Raw genomic sequence first — 25,019 nt, 5'->3', positions numbered from 1 at the left:
AGCTTTACAACAATGGGGTTCCTCTCGTGTTAGGGGGACCCCATTAAATTATTTTAAATAGAAAATAGTTGACTTATCACGATTGTTTGAATGTTATTTAATTAACAAAAATTAGAATTCTGTGATGTGCGAATTATGCTTGAAGAGTCCTTAATTCCCTTCTAGGAAAGGCTTCTTCGTGGAGTTTGTTTTCTATAGCTTGTGTGCAGCGAGTCTGTTTTTGGTGCTACTCAAGCCGCATAAAGAGAAATTGGCATTCGGCCTACTTGTAGCTTCGTTTGCTATGTCTGCTCTGATGTTTTTTATGGGCTCTGCAACGTCGATTGTTCCGGCGGTGAATCTCTAAATGTTTAATGCTAAGGTTTTCCGCTTTATTCTTGCCGCTGCGGTATTTGTTATCATGGCGTTCCCCGTCGGTGTCGCCAACATTTATCTTGGATTCTTCCACGGTGAAGCCCCATGTATTTTGTGTGGTAATGAGCGTTTCGGCATGGTTCTCATCGGCGCTTTGGGTGTCTTTATCCTGCGTTATGGCGCACGTATGCGCTACATTGTCACTTTGCTTTTGGTGGCCTTCTACTACCTTTACACCACGGTCCGCCACTGGGGTGGCCGTGCTAATGCTGACTTGGGTCAGGGCTTCGGCGACGCGGTGCTCGGTGTGCACACCTACACGTGGGGCATCTTGGTCTACTGGGTTGTTATCGGCGTGCTTGCCATTGGCTTGATCTTTATCGGCAAGGATAAGGCACTCCAGCAGGAGTTCATTTCCTCTGAGGCTGAGGTCAAGGATTTCGGTCCTGCTACCCGTTTCGTTGCGATCGTCGCTATTGTAATTACGTGCTCTAACTGTGTGCAGTTCCTCTTCGGCAACGGTATTCCACCTTATGCCGGTGCTGGCGACCCGGCTCGTTTCACCTTTAACATTGCGCAGAATGCAAAGTACTGGGACAAGGAACACCAGTATGAGTCTTTGTCTGACATTCGGTTGCATAAGTTCAATGCACCAGCACCTGGCACTTTCGATTTCGATGAGTCGCCTGTAGACGGCAAGAAGTTGGAGCTGGTTTCTTCGAAGAAGATCGGCATTGGTGGCGAGTTCGCTGGTATCGCTCATGATGGCGAGCAGTTCGGCTTGGTCACCCAGGATGGCTCCTTGTTCTTTACTAAGGACTTCGACGAGGCAACGTCGTTTGCTCACCTCGATGTTCCTAATGGTTCGGACATCCACAACACTGTCGACGCCGCCTTCTTCGAGCCTGGTGGCCTAGCTGGTATCGCGCAGAACAAGACCCTCTACGGTGCGTTGGTAACCAAGGATGTTGACGACTACATCGCGTGGAAGGACTTCCTCGAGTCCTCCGGCGACGTGATGCCACTGTTCGATTCCAAGGGCCGCCCAGAGTTGCGCACTATCCGCGCACGCATGCAATACACCATGAGCGTTGCCTCCGACGCTAAGAGCGACACCTTCATCACCGTGAGCGTTCCTCACGAGCGCGCCGAGCAGATCGTGGTGAGCGAGTTCTCCAAGAAGGACAACAAGCTGGTCCGCGAAGGCGTCCTCGATGGCGACTACTATCCAGTCGGTGCCGACATGCGTGGCGACGTCCTCTACCTGCTGTCCAAGCAGCACAACTGCCTCGTTCGCGTGAACATGAAGGACTTCACCGTCAAGGACGCAGCTAACCTTCCTGTAGAAGGCTCCGACCTTGCCATCGTGAAGGACCGCGCCTACATTCTCGACGGTGACACCGTCCACGAAGTGAAGCTCTAATTCCACTTCCAACACCCGCGATGCCACATCGCGGACGCATCAAAAGGGTAGCCCCGCGTAGGGGCTACCCTTATTGCTGCCTGCACTTGGTCCACAATCACAGCAGTGTGGCGATAAACCGACCGTGCCGCGTAACGCAAACAAAGGTATCCGCGCAGGGTGGCGTCGTTAGTCTTCCACCGATCGCGCACAAACACGTCCTGATCCTCGGGTTTAAAGCGATGAAACTCAAAGCCATCGACCTCGATAAGAACTCGGTGGCGATCCAACTGAATATCCCAGCGATAATCACCCACCAACACATTCGCGTGGCAATCGATACCCTCCTCCCGCAACGCCGTAATCAGCAACTTCTCCGGTGGACTATCCACGCCCACCACCGCGCGCCGCAGCAGCTCGCGATTGCGTTGTGGCACATACTGCCGAGCGTGCTCAGCCGCAAACTTTGCCCCCTGAGCCTTCGCATACGCGCCCTCTAAAGTTTCAATGCCTTGGGCGTCGCTGAGACCAGTGATCGCTAGCACCGGGTGCTCAACGCAGAAGACGCCTGCTGGGCAGCACCGCAGCTGCTTGCGGCGATGAAACGTGACCCACTGCGTGGACTTGAGCTGCCGTTCGGTAGCAACATGGATCGGAAACTGCAGCGTGCCGTGGTAGAGCTGCCACAAGCTTATGCCCGTGATTGCTAATCCGTGTTTGGATAGCTCCTGCGCCAACTGCGTCGGCGTAGGAGTGCCGTCCCAGTACATGCGATGAAAAATCTTGGTGTAGTTATTCCCCGTTACCCCCATAAGTGGAAAAGCTAGCAGTACTTCACACCAAATCACGTCTTTTGGGTCGGTTCGACCAGATTTGGTGTGAAGTGCCGGCCAACTTGCCCCCATTCAGGGGGCAGGCAGCCCCTAGGCCTTGGTCACTGGTGGCTCAGCAGACCATGGGAACACGATCCACTCGTCGGTACGCTTCCAGATGTAGTTCGGGGCGACGATGGAGCGGCTCTTGGCGTAGATCACTGCGGAGCGTACTTCTGCGCCGTGATTTTCGAGCAGTTTGAGCACGAGGTCGAGAGTGCGGCCGGAGTCGGCGACATCGTCGACGACGAGCACCTTTTTGCCTCTGATGGAGTTGGTGTCAAGCAGGGGCTCAAGGAGGACTGGGTCAGGGAGGGTTTCGTTGACATCGGTGTAGAACTCTACGTTGATGGCGTCGGATAGTTTGATGCCCATGGAGTAGGACAGTGCGCCGGCTGGGACGAGGCCGCCGCGGGCGACGGCGACGATGATGTCGGGGGTGTAGTCGCTGTCTACGATTTGCTGCGCGAGTTCACGATTAGCAATGCCGAATCCTTCCCAGGTCAGGATTTCCTTTGTTTCAAGATCTGCTGAATCTGCGTGGTAAGCCATAGTCGAACTTTAGCGCATGTAGGCTAAAGAAATGTTTACTCCTGAGCTCATCGCAGATAATGCCACTAAAGTTTCTCTGGTTGGCGACCCCGATTTGGTGCGGGAACTGCGGTTTTCTTTTGAACGTTTGGGCATTGTTGTGACTGATGCTGATCCGGATGGTTCGATTTCGGTGGGGGTGCCGCGTTGGTCACGTGCGGCGTTGTTGCAGAAGGCTACGCGGGATTTGGGGCTTCCGGTGCCGCGTTATGCAGTGGCTTCTAATCCGGATGAGTTGGAGGTTGCTGCGGCTCAGTTGGGTTTCCCTTGTGTGGTGAAGGGGGATTCGGTTGAGGTGGTGCGTTCGCCCGAGGATGTGCAGTGGCGTGGCAAGTGTGTGGTGGAGAATTTTGTTGATTTTGATCGCAAGATCAGCATGGTTGCGGTGCGTTCTGTGGACCCTGCGACGGGGGAGTTGGCTACGTGGTATTGTGAGCCGATCAGTGAGGGGATGCAGCCGTTCCCGTTGGGTGCTGCGACGTTGGATAATGCGCGGAGTGTGGCTGCGCGTATTACGAATGCGATTGGGTGCCGTGGCTTGTTCGTGGTGGAGATGTTTGTCAAGGGGGATGACGTGTATTTCTCTGATGTCACGATTGGGCCGTCGTTGACGGGGTTTGTTACGTGTGCGACGCAGCGGTTTGGCCAGTTTGATTTGCATGCGCGTGCGCTGTTGGGGTTGCCTATCGACGTCACCCTGACCAGTCCTGGCGCAATGTCGTCGGTGGGGGTTGATGAGGTTCCGCGTGCAGGTCTTGCGCGTGCGCTGGCTATGCCGGAGGTCAATGTGGTGGTGGGGCAGACGTTGGCGGTGGCTCTTGCTACGGCAGATACTGCTGAGCAAGCATGGGAGTCGGCTCGCGCAGCGGTATCTGAGCTGGAGGGCTAGCGCTTCATGGGCGTGTGCGGGATTGTGCCTCGAGGTAGTTTCCGCCGAGTTCGATGGCTCGGGTGAGTATCTCGTGTGCAGTCCTCGTTTTTCGTACTTGGGGGATCACAGCGAATCGTCCTATGTGGATGCCGTGGTCACCTGAAAACACACGGGCCCAGCCAAGGAGGTCACCGTTGTCGTCCCACGCGAGGATGTGCTGCGTGGTGTTGAGGGCATCGGTGTTGTCGATTTCTGCGTAGGGGCACTGCTACGCGTGGACGAAGATGTCGACGCGCAGTTTGTAGAGTGCATGGACCTCCAGAGCATGGAGGTCGCGCAGTGGGGATACCGTGATCTGCACGGTGGGTTAGTCCTTCTTGGCTGCGTGGTGGAGCATGTCGTTCCATTCGACGATTTTTTTGCGTTCGCGTCCTTCGGCTTGTCCTAGTTCACGTTCTGCTGCGTCAAGGGCGTGCCAGCCGTCCCAGGTGGTCACGGGGATGCCGCGTTGTTTTAACACGTCGAGGATGGCGTCGGGGTTGCGGTTTTCGGCTGGGGTGAGTTGTCCTGTTTCCCAGTCGTTGATGAGCATTTCGGTGGTTTCTTTGGCGTCGGATTTGGTGTTGCCGATAAGTCCTACGGGTCCGCGTTTGATCCATCCGGTGGTGTAGAGCCCTGGGATGATGGTGCCGTCTTGTGTGGTGACGTGTCCACCGTCGTTGTAGATAACGTGGTTGGTGGTGTCGAAGGGGACGTCGTTGATGGGTTCGGAGCGGTAGCCAACGGCGCGGTAGACGGCTTGGATGGGCCAGTCGGTGTATTTTCCGGTGCCGCGGATTCCTCCGTTGCCGTCGTATTCGGTGCGTTCGGTACGTAGTGCGGTGACGTGTCCGTTGGTGCCTAGGATTTCTACGGGGGATTCGAAGAGGTGGATGTGGAGTTTGTGGGGTGCTCCTGTGGGTTCGCGCATGGCGTAGTTTTCGAGTGTTTGGCACACGAGGTCTTGGGATTTGGATTGGCGTCGTGTGGTGATGGAGGTGTCGTCGTAGTCGATGTCTTCGGGGTTGACGATGACGTCGATGGTGGGGGAGTGGTCGAGTTCTTTGAGTTCGAGGGGGCTGAATTTGACTTGTGCTGGTCCGCGTCGGCCGAAGACGTGGATGGTGGTGGCTTGGTTGTTTTTGAGGGTGTGGTAGACGTTGTCGGGGATTTCGGTGGTGTGGAGTTCGTCGGCGGTTTTGGCGAGGATGCGGGCAACGTCTAAGCCGACGTTTCCGACGCCGATGACGGCGACGTCGGTGGCGGTGAGGTCCCAGGTGCGGTGGAAGTCGGGGTTGCCGTCGTAGAAGCCGACGAATTCTGCTGCACCGTGGGAGCCTTGAAGTTCTGCGCCTGGGATGGTGAGGTTGCGGTCTGCTGTGGCTCCGGTGGCGAGGATGATGGCGTCGTAGTGGTGGCGTAGGTCGTTGATGGTTAAGTCTGTGCCGATGGTGATGTTGCCGATAAGGCGGATGTTGGGGTTGTTGAGGATGTTGTGGAGTGAGGTGATGATTCCTTTGATGCGTGGGTGGTCTGGTGCTACGCCGTAGCGGATGAGCCCGAAGGGGGCGGGCATGCGTTCGTAGAGGTCGATGGTGGTGGTGGGGTTGTTTTTGGTGAGGAGGTCGGAGGCGTAGATGCCTGCGGGGCCGGAGCCGATGACGGCGACGCGCAAAGGTTCAGTCATAAATGTCACATTCCTAGTGATAGAGGTCAGGTGTAAATGCTCTGAATTTAACCCGTTCACGTGGGTTAATTGAGTTTCGGCGTACTAGTTTACGCGCAAGAGGAAGCCTTTACTAACTACTTTCCGGTTCACTAAAACGGGGGCAAAAGGGGTAGAATTCTGGCGATCACATAAACGATGTGTTGTGGCACAAGTCTCACTGTGGGCATGTAGGTGCAGCGCATTATTTTTTGCAACTGAAAGGATCCACGTGACTGACCACATGCAGCCATCGTTCCTGCTTACCCATGCTGGACGTAACTTCAACGGTTTTGATGTTGATGGTTTAGCCGATCATCTTGGCCTCCCAGTCCGTCAGCTGGTTGATTCGACACCGGATCTTGCCGCTATCCTCGCTGTCCACCCTGCCACCACCCCGAGTTTGTTCATTGGTTCCGGAAACGTGAACTTTGATGCTAAGGCTGCGTCTGCTTTGGGTGTGCCACTTCTTCTGCTTATCGACGCCCCTGGTATGCACATTGATCTTGCTAAGCAGGAGTGCGAGGAACTGGGGGCGGTTGTCGCAAGTGTCTTTACTGCTGATGAGGCCGTTTCTCCTGAGGGTATTGCTCGCATTAAGGCTTCTGCTGTGGAGGCTCCTGTTGTGATGAGCGCACCGGTGTTTGAGTCGTGGCTGCTGGAGCAAGCGAAGGCGAAGAATGCGCACATCGTGTTGCCAGAGGGTGACGATGATCGCATTTTGCAGGCTGCTCATCAGCTGCTTGCTCAGGAGATTTGTGAGCTGACCATTTTGGGTGATCCTGAGGCGATCACTGCGCGTGCGCAGGAACTGGGCTTGGACCTTTCGTCTGCTCACCTGCAAAACCCTGAGACTGATCCCAATGCGGAGAAGTTCGCGGAAGATTTCGCTGAGCTGCGTAAGTCTAAGGGGATGACGCTGGAGCAGGCTCGGGAGACGATGAAGGATATCTCCTACTACGCCACCATGATGATTCATGAGGGGCTTGCCGACGGCATGGTGTCGGGTGCTGCTCACACCACCGCGCACACCATTAAGCCAAGTTTCCAGATCATTAAGACCAAGCCGGGTACGTCGGTTGTGTCTTCTATCTTCTTGATGGTCATGCGTGGCCGCCTGTGGGCTTTCGGCGACTGTGCTGTGAACCCTAACCCGACTGCAGAGCAGCTCGGCGAGATCGCTGCTGTGTCGGCAAAGACGGCTGAGCAGTTCGGTATCGATCCTCGCGTTGCTATCTTGTCCTACTCCACGGGTACTTCTGGCTCTGGCCCAGATGTGGACCGTGCTGTTGCCGCGACCAAGAAGGCCCAAGAGCTTGCTCCGGAGTACAAGATTGATGGTCCTTTGCAGTTCGATGCTGCGTGCGATCCTACTGTTGCCGCTAAGAAGGCTCCGGAGTCTGAGGTCGCAGGTCAGGCAAATGTCTTTATTTTCCCTGATCTTGAGGCCGGCAACATTGGCTACAAGACTGCACAGCGCACCGGCCACGCACTTGCTGTTGGCCCGATCCTGCAGGGTTTGAACAAGCCTGTGAACGACCTTTCTCGCGGCGCAACCGTTGCCGACATTGTGAACACCGTGGCCATTACTGCAATTCAAGGAGGCAAATAAATGGCGCTTGTCCTCGTCCTCAATTCTGGTTCTTCATCCATCAAGTTCCAGCTGGTAGACCCTACCGCACACGCCACTGACGATCCGTTTGCCTCTGGTTTGGTGGAACAGATTGGTGAGCCACAGGGTCGAGTGACTCTGAAGCACGCTGGTGAGAAGTTCGTCGTCGAGGCCCCGATCCCAGATCACTCCGCTGGTTTGGCATTGGCTTTCGATCTGATGGGTGAGCACAAGTGTGGTCCTACTGATGTGGAGATCATTGCTGTGGGTCACCGCGTTGTTCACGGTGGTATCTTGTTCTCCCAGCCGCAGGTGATTACAGACGAGATCATGGACATGGTCCGCGATCTGATTCCGCTGGCTCCTCTGCACAACCCTGCCAACATTGATGGCATTGAGGTTGCTCGCAAGATCTTGCCGGATGTGGCACACGTTGCGGTTTTTGATACTGGTTTCTTCCACGACATGCCACCAGCAGCAGCGATTTACGCTATCGACGCCAAGACTGCTGTGGATCATGGCGTGCGTCGCTACGGCTTCCACGGCACCAGCCACGAGTATGTGTCTCACAAGGTAGCTGAGCTGTTGGATCTTCCAGAAGGTGCGATCAACCAGATCACCTTGCACTTGGGCAATGGTGCTTCGTGCGCTGCTATCCGCGGTGGTAAAGCCATTGACACCTCGATGGGCATGACCCCGCTGTCTGGTCTTGTGATGGGTACGCGTTCTGGTGATATCGACCCAGGTATTGTGTTCCACCTGCACCGTCAGGCGGGCATGAGCATTGATGAGATCGATGAGTTGCTGAACAAAAAGTCCGGTGTGAAGGGTATCTCGGGTGTTAATGACTTCCGTGAGCTGCGCACCATGATTGACGACGGCGACCAGGACGCATGGTTGGCGTACAACATTTACATCCACCAGCTGCGTCGCTACATCGGTTCCTACATGATCGCCCTTGGCCGCGTGAACGCTATTACCTTCACCGCAGGTGTTGGCGAGAACGACGTGGACGTGCGTGCCGACGCCCTCTCGCACCTCGAAGGCTTCGGTATCAAGATCGACCCAGAGCGCAACGCGTTGCCAAACACTGGTCCACGCGAGATCTCGACGGACGATTCTGCGATCAAGGTCTTTGTGGTCCCAACCAACGAGGAGCTTGCTATCGCACGCTACGCCAAGGCACTCGCCGGCGAATAAGCCGGTAGGGCGTGAGGCCTTAGAACCAGGTCATGGGGCGGACCTGGTTGGCTACGTCGACAAGCGCGTAGCGATGTGAGCTGGGGGCGCTGCGGGCAAGCTGCCGGAGTGTGGCCGACAGCCCGTTGCGCAGCCCCCGCTGTGTAAAGGGGTACTCAAAGATCGGGTCGTTGGTGGACTCGCCGCCGGTGCGTAACCACTGCAAAGCGGCGTTCATAATCGCGATCTGGATCTGCAAGAAGCGCGGCTCATTAGTAGGAATGGCCTCAAGACGCCGCGCTGCCCGACGAATGCGGGCCTCACTCAAATCACCCAGCAGGTGCAAGATTGCCGTTAGTTCTGCCATGCGACGGTGCATGGAGTTTTGGGGCACGCGGTCCAAGGTAGCCACTGCCAAATCAATCTGGTTTTCCGCAGCTAACTGGCGTGCCAGACCAAAGGCCGAGGACACCGTGGTGGGGTTTGTACGCCACACGAGGGCGTAGAGGTAGATCGCCTTAAACCGCAAAGTGGCGGGGTCGCTGGTGAGCTCGCGCCAGATGTTGCTCATGCCTTCGCCTTTGATGTCGGCGGCGGCGACGGTTACTTCTGGGGCGAGTAGCGCTGTGGATTCTAGGCCCTTTTCTTGCAACAGCATTTCGCAGACGGCGGCTCGGGCAAGCTTGGGTGCCGACTCTCCAGGCAGGATGTTGTACACCTCGTTGAAGTGCTGTTGGGCGGTGAGGTAGTCGTCGAGAAGCAGCGAGGTGACACCGGAATACCACTGGTGCCGCCACTCGTTGCCTAAGCGGGGGACAAGCTCTTCGAGCCACGAGGCGGCCTCGTCGGTAAATCCGAGGTCGAGTAGAGCGCGCACGATTCCCAGCGGAATTTCCACCGAGCCACTGAATTTTTCCTGCGTCATGGCCTCGCGCATGGTTTGTAGCGCCTCGGAGGGTTCGGTGTAGGAGGAACCCGAAATCAGGATCGCACCTGGGTCTTGGCGGTCCAGCAGAGGGACGGGGAGTGCGGCGTTGACTTCCTCGGAGGTGATGCGGACGTTGCGCTCGATGCCGTCGATAAGCTGGTCGGTGCGAAACACCATGTGTTTGGTGCCAAAGGTCGAACGCTGCGGCGAGTACAAGGAGTGTTGTGCGGGAAACTGTTGGCTTTTATGCACGGCGAGATATTCGCGAAGTACCCCGTAGAGCTGGGTTTCTAGCTCGCGCACGCTGCTAAACCGCTTTGCAGGGTCGCTACGCGTGCAGCGGCGAACAAGGCGGTAGAAGGAAAGATTCTGCGCAAAAAGGGGTTCTTCATCGGCGGTGGGCAGGTCTTTTTTCCCGCCGGCGCCATCGTTGAGGTCGATGGTGAGATCGGCCAATGTGCGGCCAATGGTGTAAATATCGCTGGCTATCGACGGCCCCTCGCTGGCCACCTCGGGGGCCTGGTAGCCCTTGGTGCCGTAGATATAACCAAAGGCGCCGATGCCGGATACCGCACCTAGGTCGATGAGCTTGACCTGGTCCTCGGAGATGATGATGTTATCCGGTTTGAGGTCGTTGTACACCACGCCACGAGAATGCAGGTAGTCCAGCGCGGGCAGGATTTCGAGGATGTAACCGATGGCTAGATCGATGGACATGGGGCCACGCAGCGCTGGGCCTTCGACGTATTCCATCACGATGAGGTCGTCGATAAAGTTGTAGGACTTCACGATCCCCGGGTGGGTGATGTCTGCCAGGAATTCCTTCTCGGCTACTGCGGCACCATAGTCTTGGGGTTTCGCCTTGTCGCGTAGGCCTTTGAGCACCACCATGCGGCCGGAGACGTTGCGGTCGTGCGCGAGGTAGATCCACCCCATGCCGCCGTGGGCGATCACACCTGCGACTTCGTACTGGCCGGCAAGAACATCACCTAGTTTGAGGGCTGGCTCGTCGCCAACGCTTGCGATGTATTCTTCGGACTTGAGTACTTCGCTAACAGGGCGCACGGGGATAAACGGCAGGGTAACCATGCCGTTGGCCACGGTCCGCGAGGTGCGGTTGGCACCGCGACGGGATCGGAATGTGGAGATCGCTTCTTCGCGGGAGCGCTGCCCTACGTCCATGCGGAGCTGGTCAAGGTCGCTGAGCAGCTCATCCATGTCATCGTCGGTGTCATCCGCAAAGGGGTCGAAGGGGACTGCTTCAGTCTCGTTCATCGTTCCTCCCGATAGTGCAAAGCCGGATGTTCTTGTGGCGCAAGGTAGGCACCGAACCAGTGATTGTAGGTGCGTGTCCACGTGCCGTCGCGGAAAATCCGTTCAAAGGTGGAGTTTACTTGGCGAATCATCGGCGCGGTGTCGCGTCCCGTGCGTGGTTTGGCAAAAGCAACCGCATATTGTTCGGTAGCAATGGGGTCGCCCACAATGCGCGTAAAGGGATCTTGGGCGATCATGCCGGAAAGAATCGCATCGTCGGAGATCACTGCGTCGGCGTGGTTTTGTTGGAGCGCGAGCAGGCAGTCTGCGGAGTTGCGCACGGCAAGCATGGTGGCATCAGGGGCGATGGTGCCTAAGCGTTTGGAGCCGGTTGACAGGTTAGTCACGCAGACTGTTCCTTTAAGATCCGCTGCGCCGTGGATGTCGGAGTCTTTTTGGGTAAGGATGCGGGTTTCACCGGAGAAGTACGGGGTGGAAAAGAACACTTGGTCTTGGCGTTCGCGGGTGACCGAGATGGAGCGCAGCACCATATCCACTTGGCCGTTTTCGAGAGCTTTGACCCATGAGGTGGAGTCTACGTAGCGGAAGTCAATTTTGGGTTCGCCAAATATGTCGCGTGCAACTTCGTGGGCGAGGTCAACCTCAAATCCTTTGAGCTCACCGTCGGTGTCGCGGAAACTCAACAGGTTCTGGGATTGGTCGATACCCACGATCAGGTAGCCGCGCTGACGGACTTGGGGAACGTCGTCGCCATTGGGACGTAGGGATCCCAGCAGGTTGTCTGTCTGGATTGTGCCACTGGCAGGAGGCCCTACGGTGGCGCCGGCGGGGAGTGGCAGCGGTGGGATGTCGGCCAGCTCTACGGGCGGAACTGATTGTGCACAACTGGTCAGGCAGAGCGCTGCTGTGGCTACGGTTGCGGTCAAAAGTGCACGGCGTTTCACAGATACTCCTGAAGTCGGGGGCGGATTCCCAGCCAAAGGGCTAGCACGGCGGCGATGGTCAGGCCGATGACTACGTTGACCTGTGCGGTATCCACGCCGCGGATTTCGGCGCGTAGCTGTACACGGGTGGAGTCGATGAGCGAGTCGAGTGCTGCGTCGAGGTCAGTGAAGGCGCTGGGGCCTTCCGTGGTCAGTTTGAGGGCTTCCTCATAGCGGCCGGAGTTAAGAAAGTTGGTGAGTTTCTCGTGGCTGGCACGCCATGTGCTCATGGCATTGCGCGCAGTGGCAACCTCGGCGGGGTCAAGGCCTGGCTTGTTCAGTGCTTTGTCCACTCGCTTTAATGTGGTGCTAAAGGTGTGGTTGGAGTTTTCTAGCGATTGTCGCCACACTAGGGCGAGGGTTTCGTCGGTACGCGCCCGCTGGGCGTGGATACGTGCCTCGGTGAGGAGATCTAGTGGCTCGGCTGCTTGTTCGTAGGCCACGGAGCCTGCACGGTAGTTGAGCCAGTTGGTGGTGCCCACCCACGTGGTGGATACCAGCATGAGGACGGTGGCCAGCAAAAACCAGGCGTTGAATCGTCGGCGGGTCACGTGTGCGAGCCAGATTTGTCCAACAACAAGGAGCACGAGGGCAACGACGAGCCCGATGAGTGGGATTTGGGGTCGGGCGAGGTTGCGTTGCGCTGTGGAGACTTGCTCGGCTGCGCTGAGATAGAGCTGGGAGGCGGCGGGCAGGATACTTTCTTGCATGAGGGTGCTGGCCTCAGACATGTAGGCCACGCCCACGGGATGTCCTTGGCGGTTATTAGCCCGCGCGGTTTCCACCAGTCCCGTGTACACGGGCAGTTGGGTGGCGATGTTGGCGATATCGCCGTCGGTTTGGGTGACCAAGAGGGCGGCTTTTTGGATGTATTCCACGTAGTTATCGTTGGTGCCGCGCACAAAGCTTGCCGACGCCTCCGTGTCCGCCAACGACAGCGAAGAATAGAGGTCCTGTGCAATGTTGGCAACTGGCTCGGTGTGCCCGATCAGCGTGTTCAAGTCTGCGTGGCGTTGTGCGGAACTTTGCGCCATGGACAACCCTGCAGAAAGCAGCACGACGGACAGCACGACCACGAGGGTGGTCATCTTGCCAGGTGTGGTGGCCAGAAACCGCAGCAGTTTCTTCGACCACATGATGGGGTAGGTAACCGAGTCGTGCCAGAAGGCGCTCAGGCGTGACCGACTCTGCACGTCAAGCCATTGGTCGTTCATTGTGTTTAACCTACACTGTGGCACTATAGAACGCATGATTGAAGTACGCGGGTTAACCAAAGAGTATGGGAAGGTGCGCGCGGTTGATGACCTGACGTTTGACGTCTCGCCGGGTATCGTCACGGGGTTCCTCGGCCCCAATGGTGCCGGCAAGTCCACAACCATGCGCATGATTCTCGGATTAGACACACCGACCTCCGGTACAGCCACGATCGGTGGCGTGGAATACCGCAGGCTAAAAAAGCCATTAACCCACGTCGGGGCGCTTCTCGACGCCAAAGCAGTGCACCCCAACCGCAGTGCGCGCAACCACCTTCTGTGGCTTGCCCAGTCCAATGGCATACCTGCTTCGCGTGTCGACGAAGTCCTCGCCCTTGTTGGTCTTAGCTCAGTGGCCAAGAAGAAGGCCGGTGGCTTTTCCCTGGGCATGGGCCAGCGCCTTGGTCTGGCGGCAGCTCTTTTGGGGGACCCCGAAGTCATTATTCTGGACGAGCCCGTCAACGGACTCGACCCCGAAGGTATTCGCTGGGTCCGCGACTTCCTACGTCGCCTAGCAGCAGAGGGCCGCACCATCTTGGTCAGCTCCCACCTGCTTGCCGAGATGGCCCAAACCGCCGACCACCTCGTGGTCATCGGCCGCGGCAAACTCGTTGCCTCCTGTTCCACAGAAGAATTCATCCAGGCGCACTCGCGCAACACCACCGTGGTAAAGCCTGCCGTGCCACAACTGGCAGCAGCTTTGAACGCCGAGGGCTTCCAAGTAACAGAAAACAACGGTGCGCTAGAGGTCAACGCTTCTCCGGAACGCGTCGGCAAGCTGGCCTTCGAAGCAGGCGTTGCCCTGCAACTTCTCACTCAACAACAAGCATCCCTAGAAGATGCATTCATGGAAATGACCAGCGGGGCGGTGCAATATGGCAGTAAGAACTGAGTGGACAAAACTCGTTACCACGAAAGCATTTTGGTGGACAACCGCATTGTTCATCATCTTCGGCGCTGGGTTCTCCGCGCTCTTCCACTACAACGTGGCCCCAGGGCCACTAGGTATCCCCGTTATCTACGCGGCCTCTGCCGTCATGGGAATCCAAGGGCTGAGCTTTCTCGTGCTCTGCGTCCAAGCAATCATGATTGTGACCAGCGAATACCGCCACAACTACCAAACAGTGACTTTCCTAGCTACCCCTAACCGCACAGTCGTTGCCGTAGCCAAGTGGATGTTCGCAGTCTTCGGCGCAGCCCTCACCTGGGGCACTGTGGTGCTCAGCTACTACGTGGCTAAATGGATGGGCGGCAGCGTTGCTAGCAAAACCCTCAACGTCTGGCACGATGATAACGCTCTGCGCCTTATGTGGATCTACCCCTTGGCTGCCATCCTGTTGGTCACCATGGCCCAAGGCATTGCCTACATGGTCCGCCAGACTGCAGGTGCTACTACCATCATGTTGCTCTGGGTTCTCGCACTTGAGAGCCTGCTGTCACTGCTCCCCAAAGTTGGCGACGCTATGAAGTACGGGCCAATCACCAATATGAATGCCTTTCTCACCCAATCCGACACCGTGTGGAGCTGGCAAGAAAGCGGTGTGTACTTTGCAGCATGGGCCATCGCCATCTGGGTGGTTGGGGTGTTCATTTTAAATAAGCGCGACGCTTAAACAGGATTTTTCCTAGTATCCGCATAACAAAAATCGGTTCGGTGAGTTTATCCAACTTACCGAACCGATTTCTATGTTTATTCAGCCGTTATTGCAGCGCTGAGGTCAGTTTCATGATGTTGTCTACGTAACGGCGAACGAATCCGCGCTGGTTCCATTCTTCGAGGGTGAGTTCGGTGGATTTTTCTTTGTAAGTTTCGGCTAGCTCGTAGAGCAGGTGGGTGAGTTGGCCTTGGAGCGTCATGAGTGAGACCTCGTAGTTGAGGCCGAAGCTGCGCATGTCCATGTTGGAAGATCCCATCACGGAGACTGCTACGCCGTGGGGGTCTGCTATGAGGAATTTGCTGTGGAGCACTGCGGGGGCGTGATAGCGGTAGATGTGCACGCCGGCCTCGAGCAGTGTTTGATAATAGCTGGACTGGGCATGATCAACAACGAATTGGTCTGCTTGTTCGCTGACGAGGAGTTCCACGCGGACTCCGCGGTAACAGGCGGAGGTAACTGCTTCGAGCATGGATTCGTCGGGGATGAAATAGGGGCTGCACATGATCAGTTGGCTTTTGGCGTGGTGGATCATCTCGTTGAACAGCCGGAGGTTTGGTTCGGTGCTAAAACCTGGGCCGGAGGGGACGATTTGCATTACGTCGCCGTGGTCTGCTGGGGGTACGTCGAACTCTGGGACGATGTGGCTTTCTTGGGACCAGTCGACAACAAAGACGGTGTTCATGGAGGCCACGATGGGGCCTTCGAGCTCGACCATCACGTCAATCCAGTGGCGGCCTTTGGAACGATTGCGCGGGGTGTAATGCGAAGCGATCATGTTTTGAGAGCCCATGAAGCCGCGTTGACCGTCGATAATGAGGAGTTTGCGGTGATTGCGCAGGTCGGGGCGGCGGAAGCGCCAGCGGAAGGGCTGCAGGGGCAGCATGAGATGAAAGTCCACTCCGATGGCGGTGAGGCGTTTACCAAGACGGCGGTAACCGGGATATTTCCAACTGCCTACTTGGTCGAAAAGGAGGCGAACCTCCACGCCTCGTTGGACAGCGCGTTCAAGTGCGCGGAAGAATACGTCCGTGGTGTCGTCCCAAGCGACGATGTAGATTTGGGCGTGTACGTAGCCGCGGGCTTGGTCTACGGCATCGGCCATCGCTTGGATGGTTTCTTCGTAGTCGGAGTGCAGTGTGACTGATCCGGTGGTGGCCGTCATGGCGGTGAGCCGACGGTTCATGCGGATCATGGAGGTCAGCTCGGGGCTTTGGACGGTGTCTGGCGGGTAGTCGGGTACGTGGGATTGGCGTTCCCTGATCATTTGGAAGGCGCGGCGTTGGACTTCGTGGCGGCGGCGGTTGATGTAAGGGCTGCCCATCAACAAGAAGAGGGGGAGGCCTACGAAGGGCAGCAGCAAAATGGCAAGGAGCCATGCGGTGGAGCTGGAGGGACGACGGCCTTCAGGGACAAAGCCGATAGCGATGAGCTTGATGGCGTAGTCGATGATCAGGCCAGCTGTTTGCCAATCTATCAATAGTCCACCACCACTGGGGCATGATCGGAAGCCCCTTTGCCTTTGCGCTCTTCAACGTCGATGAATCCGCCGGTGGGGGTCATGTTGGAGAGCTGGAAGTCGATGCGCATTCCTTGGTTTTTAGGGAATCGTCCAGCGGTGTAGTCCCAGTAGGTGTAGCCCTCGGGGGAGGTAACCGGCATGATGTCGGTGAGCGCTTCGAAGGCTTGGCGCTCGGGTTCGGTGACGTGAGTTTTTCCTTGGAAGAAGTCGATGTCCCAGACGTCGTTGTCGGTGGGGGCGATGTTGAAGTCGCCGCACCAGACGGTGTCACCGGATACTCCGTAGTGTTGGAGGGCGTAGAGCCAGCGCAGTTTGTAGTCATAGTGGGGGTGGGCGATTTCGCGTCCGTTGGGCACGTAGAGGCTCCAGACGCGCACGCCACCGCAGATTGCGCCGATGGAACGTGGTTCGAATTCTTCGTAGTCGGGTTGCCCGAAGCTGGTGAGTACGTCGTCAATGCCTACTCGGGAGAGGATAGCTACGCCGTTCCATTGGTTGATGCCAAAGTGGGCGGCTTCGTAGCCTTTGAATTCGGGGAACTGGTCGTCGCGGCATTTGGTTTCTTGCATGGCAAGGACATCAATGTCGTGGCGTTCGAGGAAGTTCTGTATTCGGTCTACTCGCGCTCGGGCGGAGTTCACGTTCCAGTTGGCAATGCGCATGCTGCTAGGATACCCGCACGTACTTGTGGCGATGATGCTCCACGAACCCTAGCTTGTGATACAGCCCGATTCCGGCGGCATTGCTCTCAATGACCTGCAGGTATGCGGTGTGTGCGCTGTGGGCTTTACCCCATGCGAGCATGGCTGCGCCGAGTTCGGTGGCGAGGCCTTGTCGACGATACTCCAGTGCGACTTCCACCGCGGAGTAACCGAGGTAGCCGTCGGTGATGGTGCCGCGGGTAATAGCCACGGTTTTTCCGTCGCGCTTAAGTCTGCCGAAGCACATGCGACCGTCGATAGTTGTGCGTAACAGTTCAAGTGCGTGGCGGGGCAGAGCTTTGCCGCGGAAGTGGTAGAGCTCGAGCCATTCGTCGTCGGGTTGGTCGAGGAATTCCGCTTGGATGCTGTCGAATTCGGCAACGTTGTCCAGGGGGTGCGTCATCACGATGATTTCGGGGCCGTCGCCTGGGATCGCGGGGGCGATTCGTTCCGGCACCAAGATCAGCGCTGGTAGGTTGTGGCGGCGGTAGAATTCCTTGATTTCCGCATAGGGGACCGGTGTGAACAGCGCTTGTGGTCCCAGGGGTGCTGCCGAGTTGGAGCGTTCAGTCACACCGTCGCCGGCGCGGAGTAACCACTGCCCACACCAGGTGTGTTCGATACCAGGGAAGGCTTTGGCGGTGGCTACTTCGATGGCGCGGATGTCTGCGTTGCGCACGGTGCGCGGACTCAGCCGCTTGATCATCAGCGGGTTATCAATGCGCACGGGCTCGGCGTTCGACGGCAGGCCGCCGCGTGCGTGCGGGCGCACGATCAGTGGATCCACGCTTAAAACGTGCCCAATGGTGTCGAATTCCTCTTGGCGGACCACAACGCGGTCGCCGACCTGCACCGGACCGGTGCGGAATTTAGTGGAACGGATCAGGGTCCACCCCCGGCATCCACGTCATGCCCGCAGTCCAACCGTTGTGCTTGATGGCCTTTTTAGCTTGGCGCTTCCAACGGCCGATCAGGGTGTCGGTGTAGAGGAAGCCGTCAAGGTGGCCTACTTCGTGCTGGAAGCAACGGGCAAGGAAGCCGGTGCCTTCGTAGACCACAGGGGTGCCGTCGGCTTCGAGGCCGGTCACGCGTGCCCAGTCGGCACGGCCGGTGGGGAAGCCTTCGCCTGGGACGGAGAGACAGCCTTCGTCGTCGCTGCCGTCGTCGGCAGGCATGGTTTCTGGAATTTCGGAGGTTTCCAGCACGGGATTGATCACGCAGCCGCGGTGGAAGTGACCCTCGTCGTCAGGGCAGTTGAACACGAAAAGTCGCAAGCCAACGCCAACTTGGTTGGCGGCAAGGCCCACACCGTTGGCTGCTTCCATGGTTTCGTACATGTCTGCAATGAGGTCTTGGACTTCCGCGGGGTCGCTCACGGGGGCAGTAGGGTTATGGAGGACGGGATCTCCATAAATAACGATCGGACGAATCATGCCTATAGATTATCTTGACTTGCTCGCATTCGAAGAAAAAGCCCCGCGCAGCCTCGGTGCCAAGGAGGAAGCCATCCGCGAACTTGGGCTTACGCCGGTGCGTTATTATCAGGCGCTCAACGTAGCTATCGACGACCCCACTGTGATCGCCGCGTACCCACTATTGACGGCACGACTCCGCCGACGCAGGGACACACGCTAGACTTGAGCCTTGTGAAACAATTGCCGTTGCGTGGAATTGCCATGATCCTCATCGCCGTCGCCTTAATGCTCGGCGCGTGGGGAGTCTACTCAGTCACCGCTGATAACTCTTCTAGTGCACCAAAGACCAGCACCACCGAGACATCCGAGCAAACCCCTGCGGAGAAATCCGCACCGCAGACACCAGCTGTATCTGATATTCCTGCTACCTCCGACGCGCCGGGCGAATCCGCTGCGCCGGTTGAGAAGGCTCCCCCCGCTGACAAACCCGCAGCTGATAAACCTGCTGATGAGCGCCCTGTTCCGGTTCGCGTACTGAACAACTCCATGGTGCAAGGCCTGGCAGCTCAGGTTGCCGATACTCTCCGTGGCCACGGCATGGACGTGGTGGAGGTAGGCAACCTTCCGGACGCAGTTGTTCCACAAACCACTGTGTTCTACCCAGCTGGTCATCAGGCACAGGCTCAAAAGATTGCAGATCAGCTGCATGCGGTTATCGCACAGCATGACAATCCCGACATCGTAGTGGTTACAGTCCAATGATATTTCCGCCCTCGCCCCCAACCATCGGCGTCGAATGGGAAGTAGCGCTCGCCGACCCGCACTCACGCGATCTTGTGCCTCGTGGGCACGAAGTGATTGAGAAAGCCACCACGCATTTGGAACGCGAGTTCCTTGCTAACACAGTGGAACTGGTGACCTCGGTATGTGCTACCGTCCCAGAAGCCATCGAGGAGCTGCGCGAGGGCATTGAAGAAGTCAAGGCTATTGCAGCCGACATGGGTTTGAAGGTGTGGGCTGCAGGCTCGCACCCATTCTCGGACTTTCGCAAACAGCCGGTGAGCGAAAAAGGCCATTACAACGAGATCATCGAGCGTACCCAGTACTGGGGTAACCAGATGTTGATCTGGGGTGTCCACGTCCATGTGGGTATTTCCAGCAAGGATCGCGTGTGGCCCATCATCAACGCCATGCTCACATACTACCCGCACTTGCTTGCGTTGACTGCTTCCTCCCCAGGCTGGGACGGTATTGATACCGGTTATGCTTCGAACCGCACCATGCTGTACCAGCAGCTTCCTACCGCGGGCCTGCCCTACCAGTTCCAGAGCTGGGACGAGTGGGAGGCGTACATGACGGATCAGAATAAGTCCGGCGTGATTAACCACACCGGTTCTATGCACTTTGATATTCGCCCTACCCGCTATGGAACCGTGGAGGTTCGTATTTGCGACTCCACCAACCTACGGGAACTTTCCGCAGCGGTGGCACTGACGCACTGCTTGATCGTAGACCTCGAGCGTAAGCTCGACCGTGGCGAGGAGCTACCTTCGCTGCAGGATTGGCATGTTGCTGAGAACAAGTGGCGTGCTGCCCGCTATGGCATGGACGCGGAGATCATCATCTCCCGCGACACCGACGAGGCATGGGTTACCGATGAGCTGCGCGCGCTGGTGGAACGCCTCAGCCCGCTTGCCGGTGAGCTCGGCTGCTACGACGAACTCCAAGGCGTGCTCACCATTTGTCAGACTGGTGCTAGCTACCAGCGGCAGCGTTCTATTTACAAAGAAACAGGTTCTTGGCTGCCGGTTGTCGACGCAGTCCTCGCCGAGATGTAACCCGCGATCGGGCTGATGATCGCATAGCCTACGACGAACACCAAGCCCGATACGCAGAACCAGTTTTTGAACCAGTCGTGGAAGAACAGCAGGTGCGGGGAGAACATTGCCACTGAGATCACGGCTGCGGCCACCGCGCCGATCTGGGCGAGAGCCCAGTGCGAGAAGTCCATGGCAATAAAGATGGCCACGACCGCCGGCACGACCCATACCCAGTGGTGGTACCAGCTAAACGGCGACACCAAGCAGGCAGTAATGCCACCTAATGCCAACGACATGGCGGGGTTGTTGCGTGCTCGCCAGAATCCGAAGCAGGCGACTAGGAGGACGGCGATGATGGCGGGAATCCAGTATTGTTCTGCGTCGAGACGCACGAGCACTGCACGAAGCGACTGCGCACCAGGATTGGTTTGGGTGCCCACGCGGGAGGAATCGAAGATCTTCTCGGTCCAGAAATCCCACGCGTCTGGCACCCACACGCCCGTAGCGACCGTCGCCGCGAATGTGACTACCGCGCTTGCCGCCGACCACCAGCGTCGTTGAATGAGCAGCACCACGATAAAGATCGCGGGGGTGAGTTTGATACCCGCAGCTAGCCCGATTCCGATGCCGGTGCGCTTGTGTGGCAGGAAGTCCATGGCCACGAGGAACATGAGCAGTAGGTTGATCTGCCCGTAGAAGAAGCTATCGCGGACCTCGATGAGGGTCATAAAGCCAGCAGCCATGGCGATCGCTGCGATGATCCCACCAGCGGTGAGCTGCTTGCGGGCGAAGATCATCAGGATGACTGCGAGCAGGGCCACAAAGTTTGCGCTTTGCCATACGACGGTCAGCATGTTGTCGTCCATGCGGGACAAGAACTTAAAGATCAGGCCGGCAAATGGGGTGTAGGTAAAACCGAGGTCGTGGTAAAACACACGGTCGTAGAGGTGCCCGCCGCGGTCGAGCACTAGGCCGGCCTTCTTGTAGATCGCTAGGTCGAGGGGTGGGAACCATTCGCTAAATCGCCGGTTGGAGCCCAGCGAGGATTGTTGCACCAAAAACCACGCAAACAACGCGGTGAACATGGCGGTGATTGAGGGTGCACTTTTCATACCGACCATTAAAACAGGATTTTTGCATGGATGGAGAAAAGCACGGCGCGGGGTTGGCGGCTGTGTGAGCAATTTTTGCGCCTTAACGACGTTTCCCAGAGGGGCGTCTTGCGGAAATGCAGGCTTAGGGTACAAAAATTGCTCACGACGGGCGACAAGCACCAGGCCCCGCGCGCGCTACTTGCCGTAGCTGAGCAGGAAGGCTGCCTCTGCGACGGCGATGTCGCGGATTTCGTTGGGGTCAACGGATTCGTTGGGGGAGTGGATGGTGGCCTGTGGGTCTTCTACACCGAAGAGGGCGAGTTCTGCGCGTGGGACTACCTCGAGGAGTTCGGAGCATAGTGGGATGGATCCGCCGGAGCCGATTTTGACGGTGTCATCTTGGCCGTATGCGCCGGCGAGGCAGCTGTTGAACAGTTGCATGGCGGGGCCGTCGAGTTTGGCGGAGAAGGGTTGGTTGGCGTCGTCGTAGGTGACGTCGATGTGTGCTCCCCATGGGACGTGGTTTTTGAGGTGTTCGACGAGTGCGTCTGCTACTTCGTTGGCGTCCATTTTTGGTGGGACGCGTAGGTTGAGGCGGGCAGATGCTACTGGTGGAACGGCGTTGATGGCGTGGTCGACTGGGGTGGAGGTGAATCCGATGATGGAGATTGCTGGGCGTGCCCAGACCATGTCGGCTGGGTTGTCGTCTTCGGTGCCCATAATGGTGGTGCCTTCGAGCATGGTTGCGTCTTTTTTGAAGGCTTCGCGGTCGTAGGTGCCGCCTTCCCAGTGGGCGGTGCAGTCGACGCCGTCGATGGTGGTGCGGCCGTGTTCGTCTTTGAGGGTGTCGAGGAGTCGGATGAGCGCTGCGGTTGCGTCTGGTGCTGCGCCGCCGAATGAGCCGGAGTGTACGCCGGATTCGAGGGTGTGGAGGGTGACGGTGACGCGTGCGCCGCCGCGGAGGGTGGTAGTCATTGTGGGGATTCCGACGGCTTGGTTGCCGGAGTCGGCGATGAGGATGACGTCGGTGTCGAAGAGTTCTGGGTGTTTTTTGATGAGGTCGGAGAGTTCTGCGCCGCCTTGTTCTTCGGAGCCTTCGACGAGGAATTTGATTCCGAGTTTGGTGCCGCCGGCTTCTTTGACTGCGCGGAGGGCGGCGAGGTGCATGGCGATGTTGCCTTTGCAGTCGGCTGCGCCGCGGGCGTACCAGCGTCCGTTGCGTTCGGTGAGAGTGAAGGGGTCGCTTTCCCATGCGGCTGGGTCGCCGGCGGGGACTACGTCGTAGTGGCAGTAGAGGAGGACGGTGGGTGCGCCGTCTTCTGGTTCTTTGGTGCCGATGACTGTGGTTGCGCCGCCGTCATAGGGGTATTCGGTGACGTTGAGGTCGGCTTCTTTCAGTGCGTTGACGATCCAGGCGCAGGCTGCGGCGTGGTCTTCGGCGCATTCTGGGGTGGAGTGCACTGAGTTGTAGGAGGTAATTTCGCTGAGGTCTTTGAAGATGCGGTCGCGTTGTTTTTCTATGAGTGGTCGGACGGTCTGGATAGCTGTTTTAGTCATGCTATCCAGCATACGTCGCGGCCTAGGTGTTGTAAGTGTTGGGTGCTGTGAAGTTTTGCTTATCGACGTGTCCACTCAGGGTGTACTTGGGGCGTAGCTTGTATAGTTTCTTGCACTCGTACTCCTAGACTGCTAAAACGGACTTAGCACTCAAACTAACCGAGTGCTAAACAAATGAACACATGAGAGACAAATCAGCAGGTGAGGTTGGATTACACTCGCCACCGTGCCGTCGCGGGCGCCTGCTGGATTGTTTAAGGCGTGAGTGTCGTCCTGCGAAGTTCTCAAGAGTTTTACGCCTCTATATATAAGGAATATAAGGAGCACAAAGTTTCATGGCAAAGATCATTGCCTTTGATGAGGAAGCACGTCGTGGCCTTGAAAAGGGTTTGAACACTCTGGCGGATGCCGTAAAGGTAACGTTGGGCCCTAAGGGGCGTAACGTTGTTTTGGAGAAGAGCTGGGGCGCTCCCACCATTACTAACGACGGTGTCTCGATCGCTCGCGAGATTGAGCTCGAGGATCCGTATGAGAAGATCGGCGCTGAGCTGGTTAAGGAAGTCGCTAAGAAGACTGATGACATAGCTGGCGACGGCACCACTACTGCAACTGTTTTGGCACAGGCGCTTGTTCGTGAGGGTCTACGCAACGTCGCTGCTGGTTCTAACCCAATGGGTATTAAGCGTGGCATTGAGATGGCTACCGCTAAGGTCACCGAGGCTCTGCTATCTTCCGCTAAGGAAGTTGAGACCGAAGAGCAGATCGCTGCTACCGCTGGTATCTCTGCTGCTGATCCTGCTATCGGTGCGCAGATTGCTAAGGCAATGTACGCAGTTGGCGGCGGCAAGCTGAACAAGGAATCCGTGATCACGGTTGAAGAGTCCAACACCTTCGGTGTGGACCTCGAGGTTACTGAGGGTATGCGCTTTGATAAGGGCTACATCTCCGGTTACTTTGCAACCGACATGGAGCGTCTTGAGGCTGTTCTGGAAGACCCATATATTTTGTTGGTTTCCGGCAAGATCTCTAACATCAAGGAACTTCTCCCCTTGCTAGAGAAGGTTATGCAGACCGGCAAGCCACTGCTCATTATCGCTGAAGATGTTGAGGGCGAGGCCTTGTCCACCTTGGTTGTGAACAAGATCCGCGGCACTTTCAAGTCTGTTGCTGTTAAGGCGCCAGGTTTCGGTGACCGCCGTAAAGCTCAGCTGCAGGATATGGCTATTCTGACCGGCGGCCAGGTTATCTCTGAAGAGGTTGGTCTTTCCCTTGAGACCGCTGACCTGCCATTGCTGGGTCGCGCACGTAAGGTTGTTGTGACCAAGGATGACACCACCATCGTTGAGGGTGCTGGCGATTCTGCTCAGATCGAGGGGCGCGTCAACCAGATCCGCACCGAGATTGAGAACTCTGACTCTGAGTATGACCGTGAGAAGCTGCAGGAGCGCTTGGCTAAGTTGGCTGGCGGCGTTGCGGTTATCAAGGTCGGTGCTGCTACCGAGGTTGAGCTGACTGAGCGCAAGCACCGCATTGAAGACGCTGTGCGTAACGCAAAGGCTGCTGTGGAAGAGGGGATCGTTGCCGGCGGTGGCGTAGCACTGCTTCAGGCAGCACACGTGTTGGCTAACGACCTTGACTTGACTGGCGACGAAGCCACCGGTGTCAAGATCGTCCGCGAGGCACTTTCTGCACCACTGAAGCAGATCGCTCTCAACGCGGGCCTTGAGGCTGGCGTTGTGGCAGACAAGGTTTCCCACCTGCCGGCAGGCGAGGGTCTGAATGCTGCTACCGGTGAGTACGTAGACCTGATGGCTGCGGGTATCAATGATCCAGTTAAGGTTACTCGCTCTGCTTTGCAGAACGCTGCCTCCATTGCGGCGCTGTTCCTGACCACTGAGGCTGTTGTGGCTGACAAGCCAGAGCCAGCAGCTCCAGCTATGCCAGGTGCTGATGAGATGGGCGGCATGGGCTTCTAAGAATTGCCCCATAAAACTAATGAACACCCCTTGATAGGGGTGTTCATTAGTTTTATGGGGAGTTGTTGGGGGCTTAAAGATGAGTGGTAGGTTGTTGAAAAGCGCTGGCTATTGTGATTTTATTTGAAAATTATTGGAGTGTGCTGTGGGAAGCGTACGAGAAAAATGGTAACAAATGCTAAAGCGTTCAAAATTTCACTTGATTAGTGCTTGGA

At 57.2% G+C, this 25,019-nt stretch carries 23 protein-coding genes; 10 read left to right on the top strand and 13 right to left on the bottom strand.

Going from position 1 to position 25,019, the window contains the following annotated elements:
- Positions 1–346: 346 nt before the first annotated feature.
- Positions 347–1,777: a disulfide bond formation protein B gene (locus CIP100161_RS10355; RefSeq protein ID WP_155874170.1), complete on the top strand. Its 1,431-nt coding sequence runs from the start codon at positions 347–349 to the stop codon at positions 1,775–1,777.
- On the opposite strand, the gene CIP100161_RS10350 is transcribed toward CIP100161_RS10355, so the two are convergent.
- Both CIP100161_RS10350 and CIP100161_RS10345 read right to left on the bottom strand, forming a co-directional pair.
- Positions 1,774–2,661 (bottom strand): hypothetical protein, encoded by an 888-nt coding sequence (locus CIP100161_RS10350; RefSeq protein WP_155874168.1) that lies wholly within the window; start codon positions 2,659–2,661, stop codon positions 1,774–1,776. The two genes, CIP100161_RS10355 and CIP100161_RS10350, sit on opposite strands and share 4 nt — an antisense overlap.
- Positions 2,662–2,679: 18 nt before the next feature.
- On the bottom strand, positions 2,680–3,180 hold the full coding sequence (locus CIP100161_RS10345) for a phosphoribosyltransferase (RefSeq protein WP_003853372.1): 501 nt from the start codon (positions 3,178–3,180) through the stop codon (positions 2,680–2,682).
- Between the two features lie 31 nt (positions 3,181–3,211).
- Here CIP100161_RS10345 and CIP100161_RS10340 point away from each other — a divergent pair, with 31 nt between their 5' ends.
- A complete protein-coding gene (locus tag CIP100161_RS10340; protein ID WP_155874166.1) occupies positions 3,212–4,108 on the top strand; it encodes an ATP-grasp domain-containing protein in 897 nt (298 codons plus the stop codon).
- 4 nt (positions 4,109–4,112) lie between these two features.
- Here the strand turns inward: CIP100161_RS10340 and CIP100161_RS12215 are convergent, their stop codons facing one another.
- Both CIP100161_RS12215 and CIP100161_RS10330 read right to left on the bottom strand, forming a co-directional pair.
- Positions 4,113–4,340, bottom strand: coding sequence for a GNAT family N-acetyltransferase (locus tag CIP100161_RS12215; RefSeq protein WP_269472957.1), 228 nt, complete (start codon positions 4,338–4,340; stop codon positions 4,113–4,115).
- 117 nt (positions 4,341–4,457) lie between these two features.
- The gene (locus tag CIP100161_RS10330) at positions 4,458–5,816 is read right to left on the bottom strand and encodes an FAD-dependent oxidoreductase (RefSeq protein WP_155874164.1); all 1,359 of its coding nucleotides are present in this window, start codon (positions 5,814–5,816) and stop codon (positions 4,458–4,460) included.
- 262 nt (positions 5,817–6,078) lie between these two features.
- Between CIP100161_RS10330 and pta the strand changes: the two genes are divergently transcribed.
- Together pta and CIP100161_RS10320 are read left to right on the top strand one after the other, a co-directional pair.
- Positions 6,079–7,446 carry a phosphate acetyltransferase gene (gene pta / locus CIP100161_RS10325; protein WP_155874582.1) on the top strand — a complete coding sequence of 456 codons (1,368 nt, stop codon included), beginning with the start codon at positions 6,079–6,081 and terminating at the stop codon, positions 7,444–7,446.
- Positions 7,447–8,646 (top strand): acetate kinase, encoded by a 1,200-nt coding sequence (locus tag CIP100161_RS10320; protein WP_155874162.1) that lies wholly within the window; start codon positions 7,447–7,449, stop codon positions 8,644–8,646. It begins immediately after the preceding gene.
- Between the two features lie 19 nt (positions 8,647–8,665).
- Here CIP100161_RS10320 and CIP100161_RS10315 read toward each other — a convergent pair whose 3' ends face one another.
- Genes CIP100161_RS10315 through CIP100161_RS10305 form a run of 3 tightly spaced genes read right to left on the bottom strand, consistent with a single transcriptional unit; the run spans position 8,666 to position 13,025 of the window.
- The gene (locus CIP100161_RS10315) at positions 8,666–10,828 is read right to left on the bottom strand and encodes a serine/threonine protein kinase (protein ID WP_155874160.1); all 2,163 of its coding nucleotides are present in this window, start codon (positions 10,826–10,828) and stop codon (positions 8,666–8,668) included.
- Positions 10,825–11,772 carry a transporter substrate-binding domain-containing protein gene (locus CIP100161_RS10310; RefSeq protein WP_155874159.1) on the bottom strand — a complete coding sequence of 316 codons (948 nt, stop codon included), beginning with the start codon at positions 11,770–11,772 and terminating at the stop codon, positions 10,825–10,827. The genes CIP100161_RS10315 and CIP100161_RS10310 overlap by 4 nt, the downstream gene beginning before the upstream one ends.
- Positions 11,769–13,025: an MCP four helix bundle domain-containing protein gene (locus tag CIP100161_RS10305; protein WP_155874157.1), complete on the bottom strand. Its 1,257-nt coding sequence runs from the start codon at positions 13,023–13,025 to the stop codon at positions 11,769–11,771. Before CIP100161_RS10305 ends, CIP100161_RS10310 begins: the two co-directional genes overlap by 4 nt.
- 34 nt (positions 13,026–13,059) lie before the next feature.
- Between CIP100161_RS10305 and CIP100161_RS10300 the strand changes: the two genes are divergently transcribed.
- Positions 13,060–13,956, top strand: coding sequence for an ABC transporter ATP-binding protein (locus CIP100161_RS10300; protein WP_174775780.1), 897 nt, complete (start codon positions 13,060–13,062; stop codon positions 13,954–13,956).
- Positions 13,940–14,677 (top strand): multidrug ABC transporter permease, encoded by a 738-nt coding sequence (locus CIP100161_RS10295; RefSeq protein ID WP_155874153.1) that lies wholly within the window; start codon positions 13,940–13,942, stop codon positions 14,675–14,677. The genes CIP100161_RS10300 and CIP100161_RS10295 overlap by 17 nt, the downstream gene beginning before the upstream one ends.
- 88 nt (positions 14,678–14,765) lie before the next feature.
- Here CIP100161_RS10295 and cls read toward each other — a convergent pair whose 3' ends face one another.
- The 4 genes from cls to CIP100161_RS10275 are packed head-to-tail and all read right to left on the bottom strand — an operon-like array spanning position 14,766 to position 18,375.
- Positions 14,766–16,199, bottom strand: coding sequence for a cardiolipin synthase (gene cls / locus CIP100161_RS10290; protein WP_155874151.1), 1,434 nt, complete (start codon positions 16,197–16,199; stop codon positions 14,766–14,768).
- Positions 16,196–16,903 carry an exodeoxyribonuclease III gene (locus CIP100161_RS10285; protein ID WP_155874150.1) on the bottom strand — a complete coding sequence of 236 codons (708 nt, stop codon included), beginning with the start codon at positions 16,901–16,903 and terminating at the stop codon, positions 16,196–16,198. Before CIP100161_RS10285 ends, cls begins: the two co-directional genes overlap by 4 nt.
- Positions 16,904–16,907: 4 nt before the next feature.
- On the bottom strand, positions 16,908–17,825 hold the full coding sequence (locus CIP100161_RS10280; protein ID WP_425292209.1) for an N-acetylglutamate synthase, CG3035 family: 918 nt from the start codon (positions 17,823–17,825) through the stop codon (positions 16,908–16,910).
- Entirely contained in the window at positions 17,812–18,375 is a 564-nt protein-coding gene (locus CIP100161_RS10275) for a peptide deformylase (protein WP_155874146.1), read from the bottom strand. Before CIP100161_RS10275 ends, CIP100161_RS10280 begins: the two co-directional genes overlap by 14 nt.
- Here CIP100161_RS10275 and CIP100161_RS10270 point away from each other — a divergent pair.
- From CIP100161_RS10270 to CIP100161_RS10260, 3 genes are read left to right on the top strand one after another with little or no spacing between them, the layout of a single operon-like run.
- The gene (locus CIP100161_RS10270) at positions 18,374–18,577 is read left to right on the top strand and encodes a DUF3263 domain-containing protein (RefSeq protein WP_155874144.1); all 204 of its coding nucleotides are present in this window, start codon (positions 18,374–18,376) and stop codon (positions 18,575–18,577) included. The genes CIP100161_RS10275 and CIP100161_RS10270 overlap by 2 nt on opposite strands.
- A 2-nt stretch (positions 18,578–18,579) precedes the next feature.
- A complete protein-coding gene (locus tag CIP100161_RS10265) occupies positions 18,580–19,119 on the top strand; it encodes a LytR C-terminal domain-containing protein (RefSeq protein ID WP_155874142.1) in 540 nt (179 codons plus the stop codon).
- A complete protein-coding gene (locus CIP100161_RS10260) occupies positions 19,116–20,195 on the top strand; it encodes a glutamate--cysteine ligase (protein ID WP_155874140.1) in 1,080 nt (359 codons plus the stop codon). The genes CIP100161_RS10265 and CIP100161_RS10260 overlap by 4 nt, the downstream gene beginning before the upstream one ends.
- Here CIP100161_RS10260 and CIP100161_RS10255 read toward each other — a convergent pair.
- Positions 20,138–21,298 (bottom strand): glycosyltransferase family 87 protein, encoded by a 1,161-nt coding sequence (locus CIP100161_RS10255; RefSeq protein ID WP_155874138.1) that lies wholly within the window; start codon positions 21,296–21,298, stop codon positions 20,138–20,140. The genes CIP100161_RS10260 and CIP100161_RS10255 overlap by 58 nt on opposite strands.
- A gap of 168 nt (positions 21,299–21,466) precedes the next feature.
- A complete protein-coding gene (locus CIP100161_RS10250; protein ID WP_155874136.1) occupies positions 21,467–22,840 on the bottom strand; it encodes a dipeptidase in 1,374 nt (457 codons plus the stop codon).
- 323 nt (positions 22,841–23,163) lie between these two features.
- On the opposite strand from CIP100161_RS10250, the gene groL reads away from it, so the two are divergent.
- The gene (gene groL / locus CIP100161_RS10245; RefSeq protein ID WP_155874135.1) at positions 23,164–24,804 is read left to right on the top strand and encodes a chaperonin GroEL; all 1,641 of its coding nucleotides are present in this window, start codon (positions 23,164–23,166) and stop codon (positions 24,802–24,804) included.
- The last annotated feature ends 215 nt before the right edge of the window (positions 24,805–25,019 follow it).

The organism is Corynebacterium rouxii, assembly GCF_902702935.1.
GTDB classification, from domain to species: Bacteria; Actinomycetota; Actinomycetes; order Mycobacteriales; family Mycobacteriaceae; genus Corynebacterium; species Corynebacterium rouxii.
The sequence above is the reverse complement of the archived record's forward strand: the minus strand, read 5'-3'. Positions and strand labels throughout refer to the sequence as shown.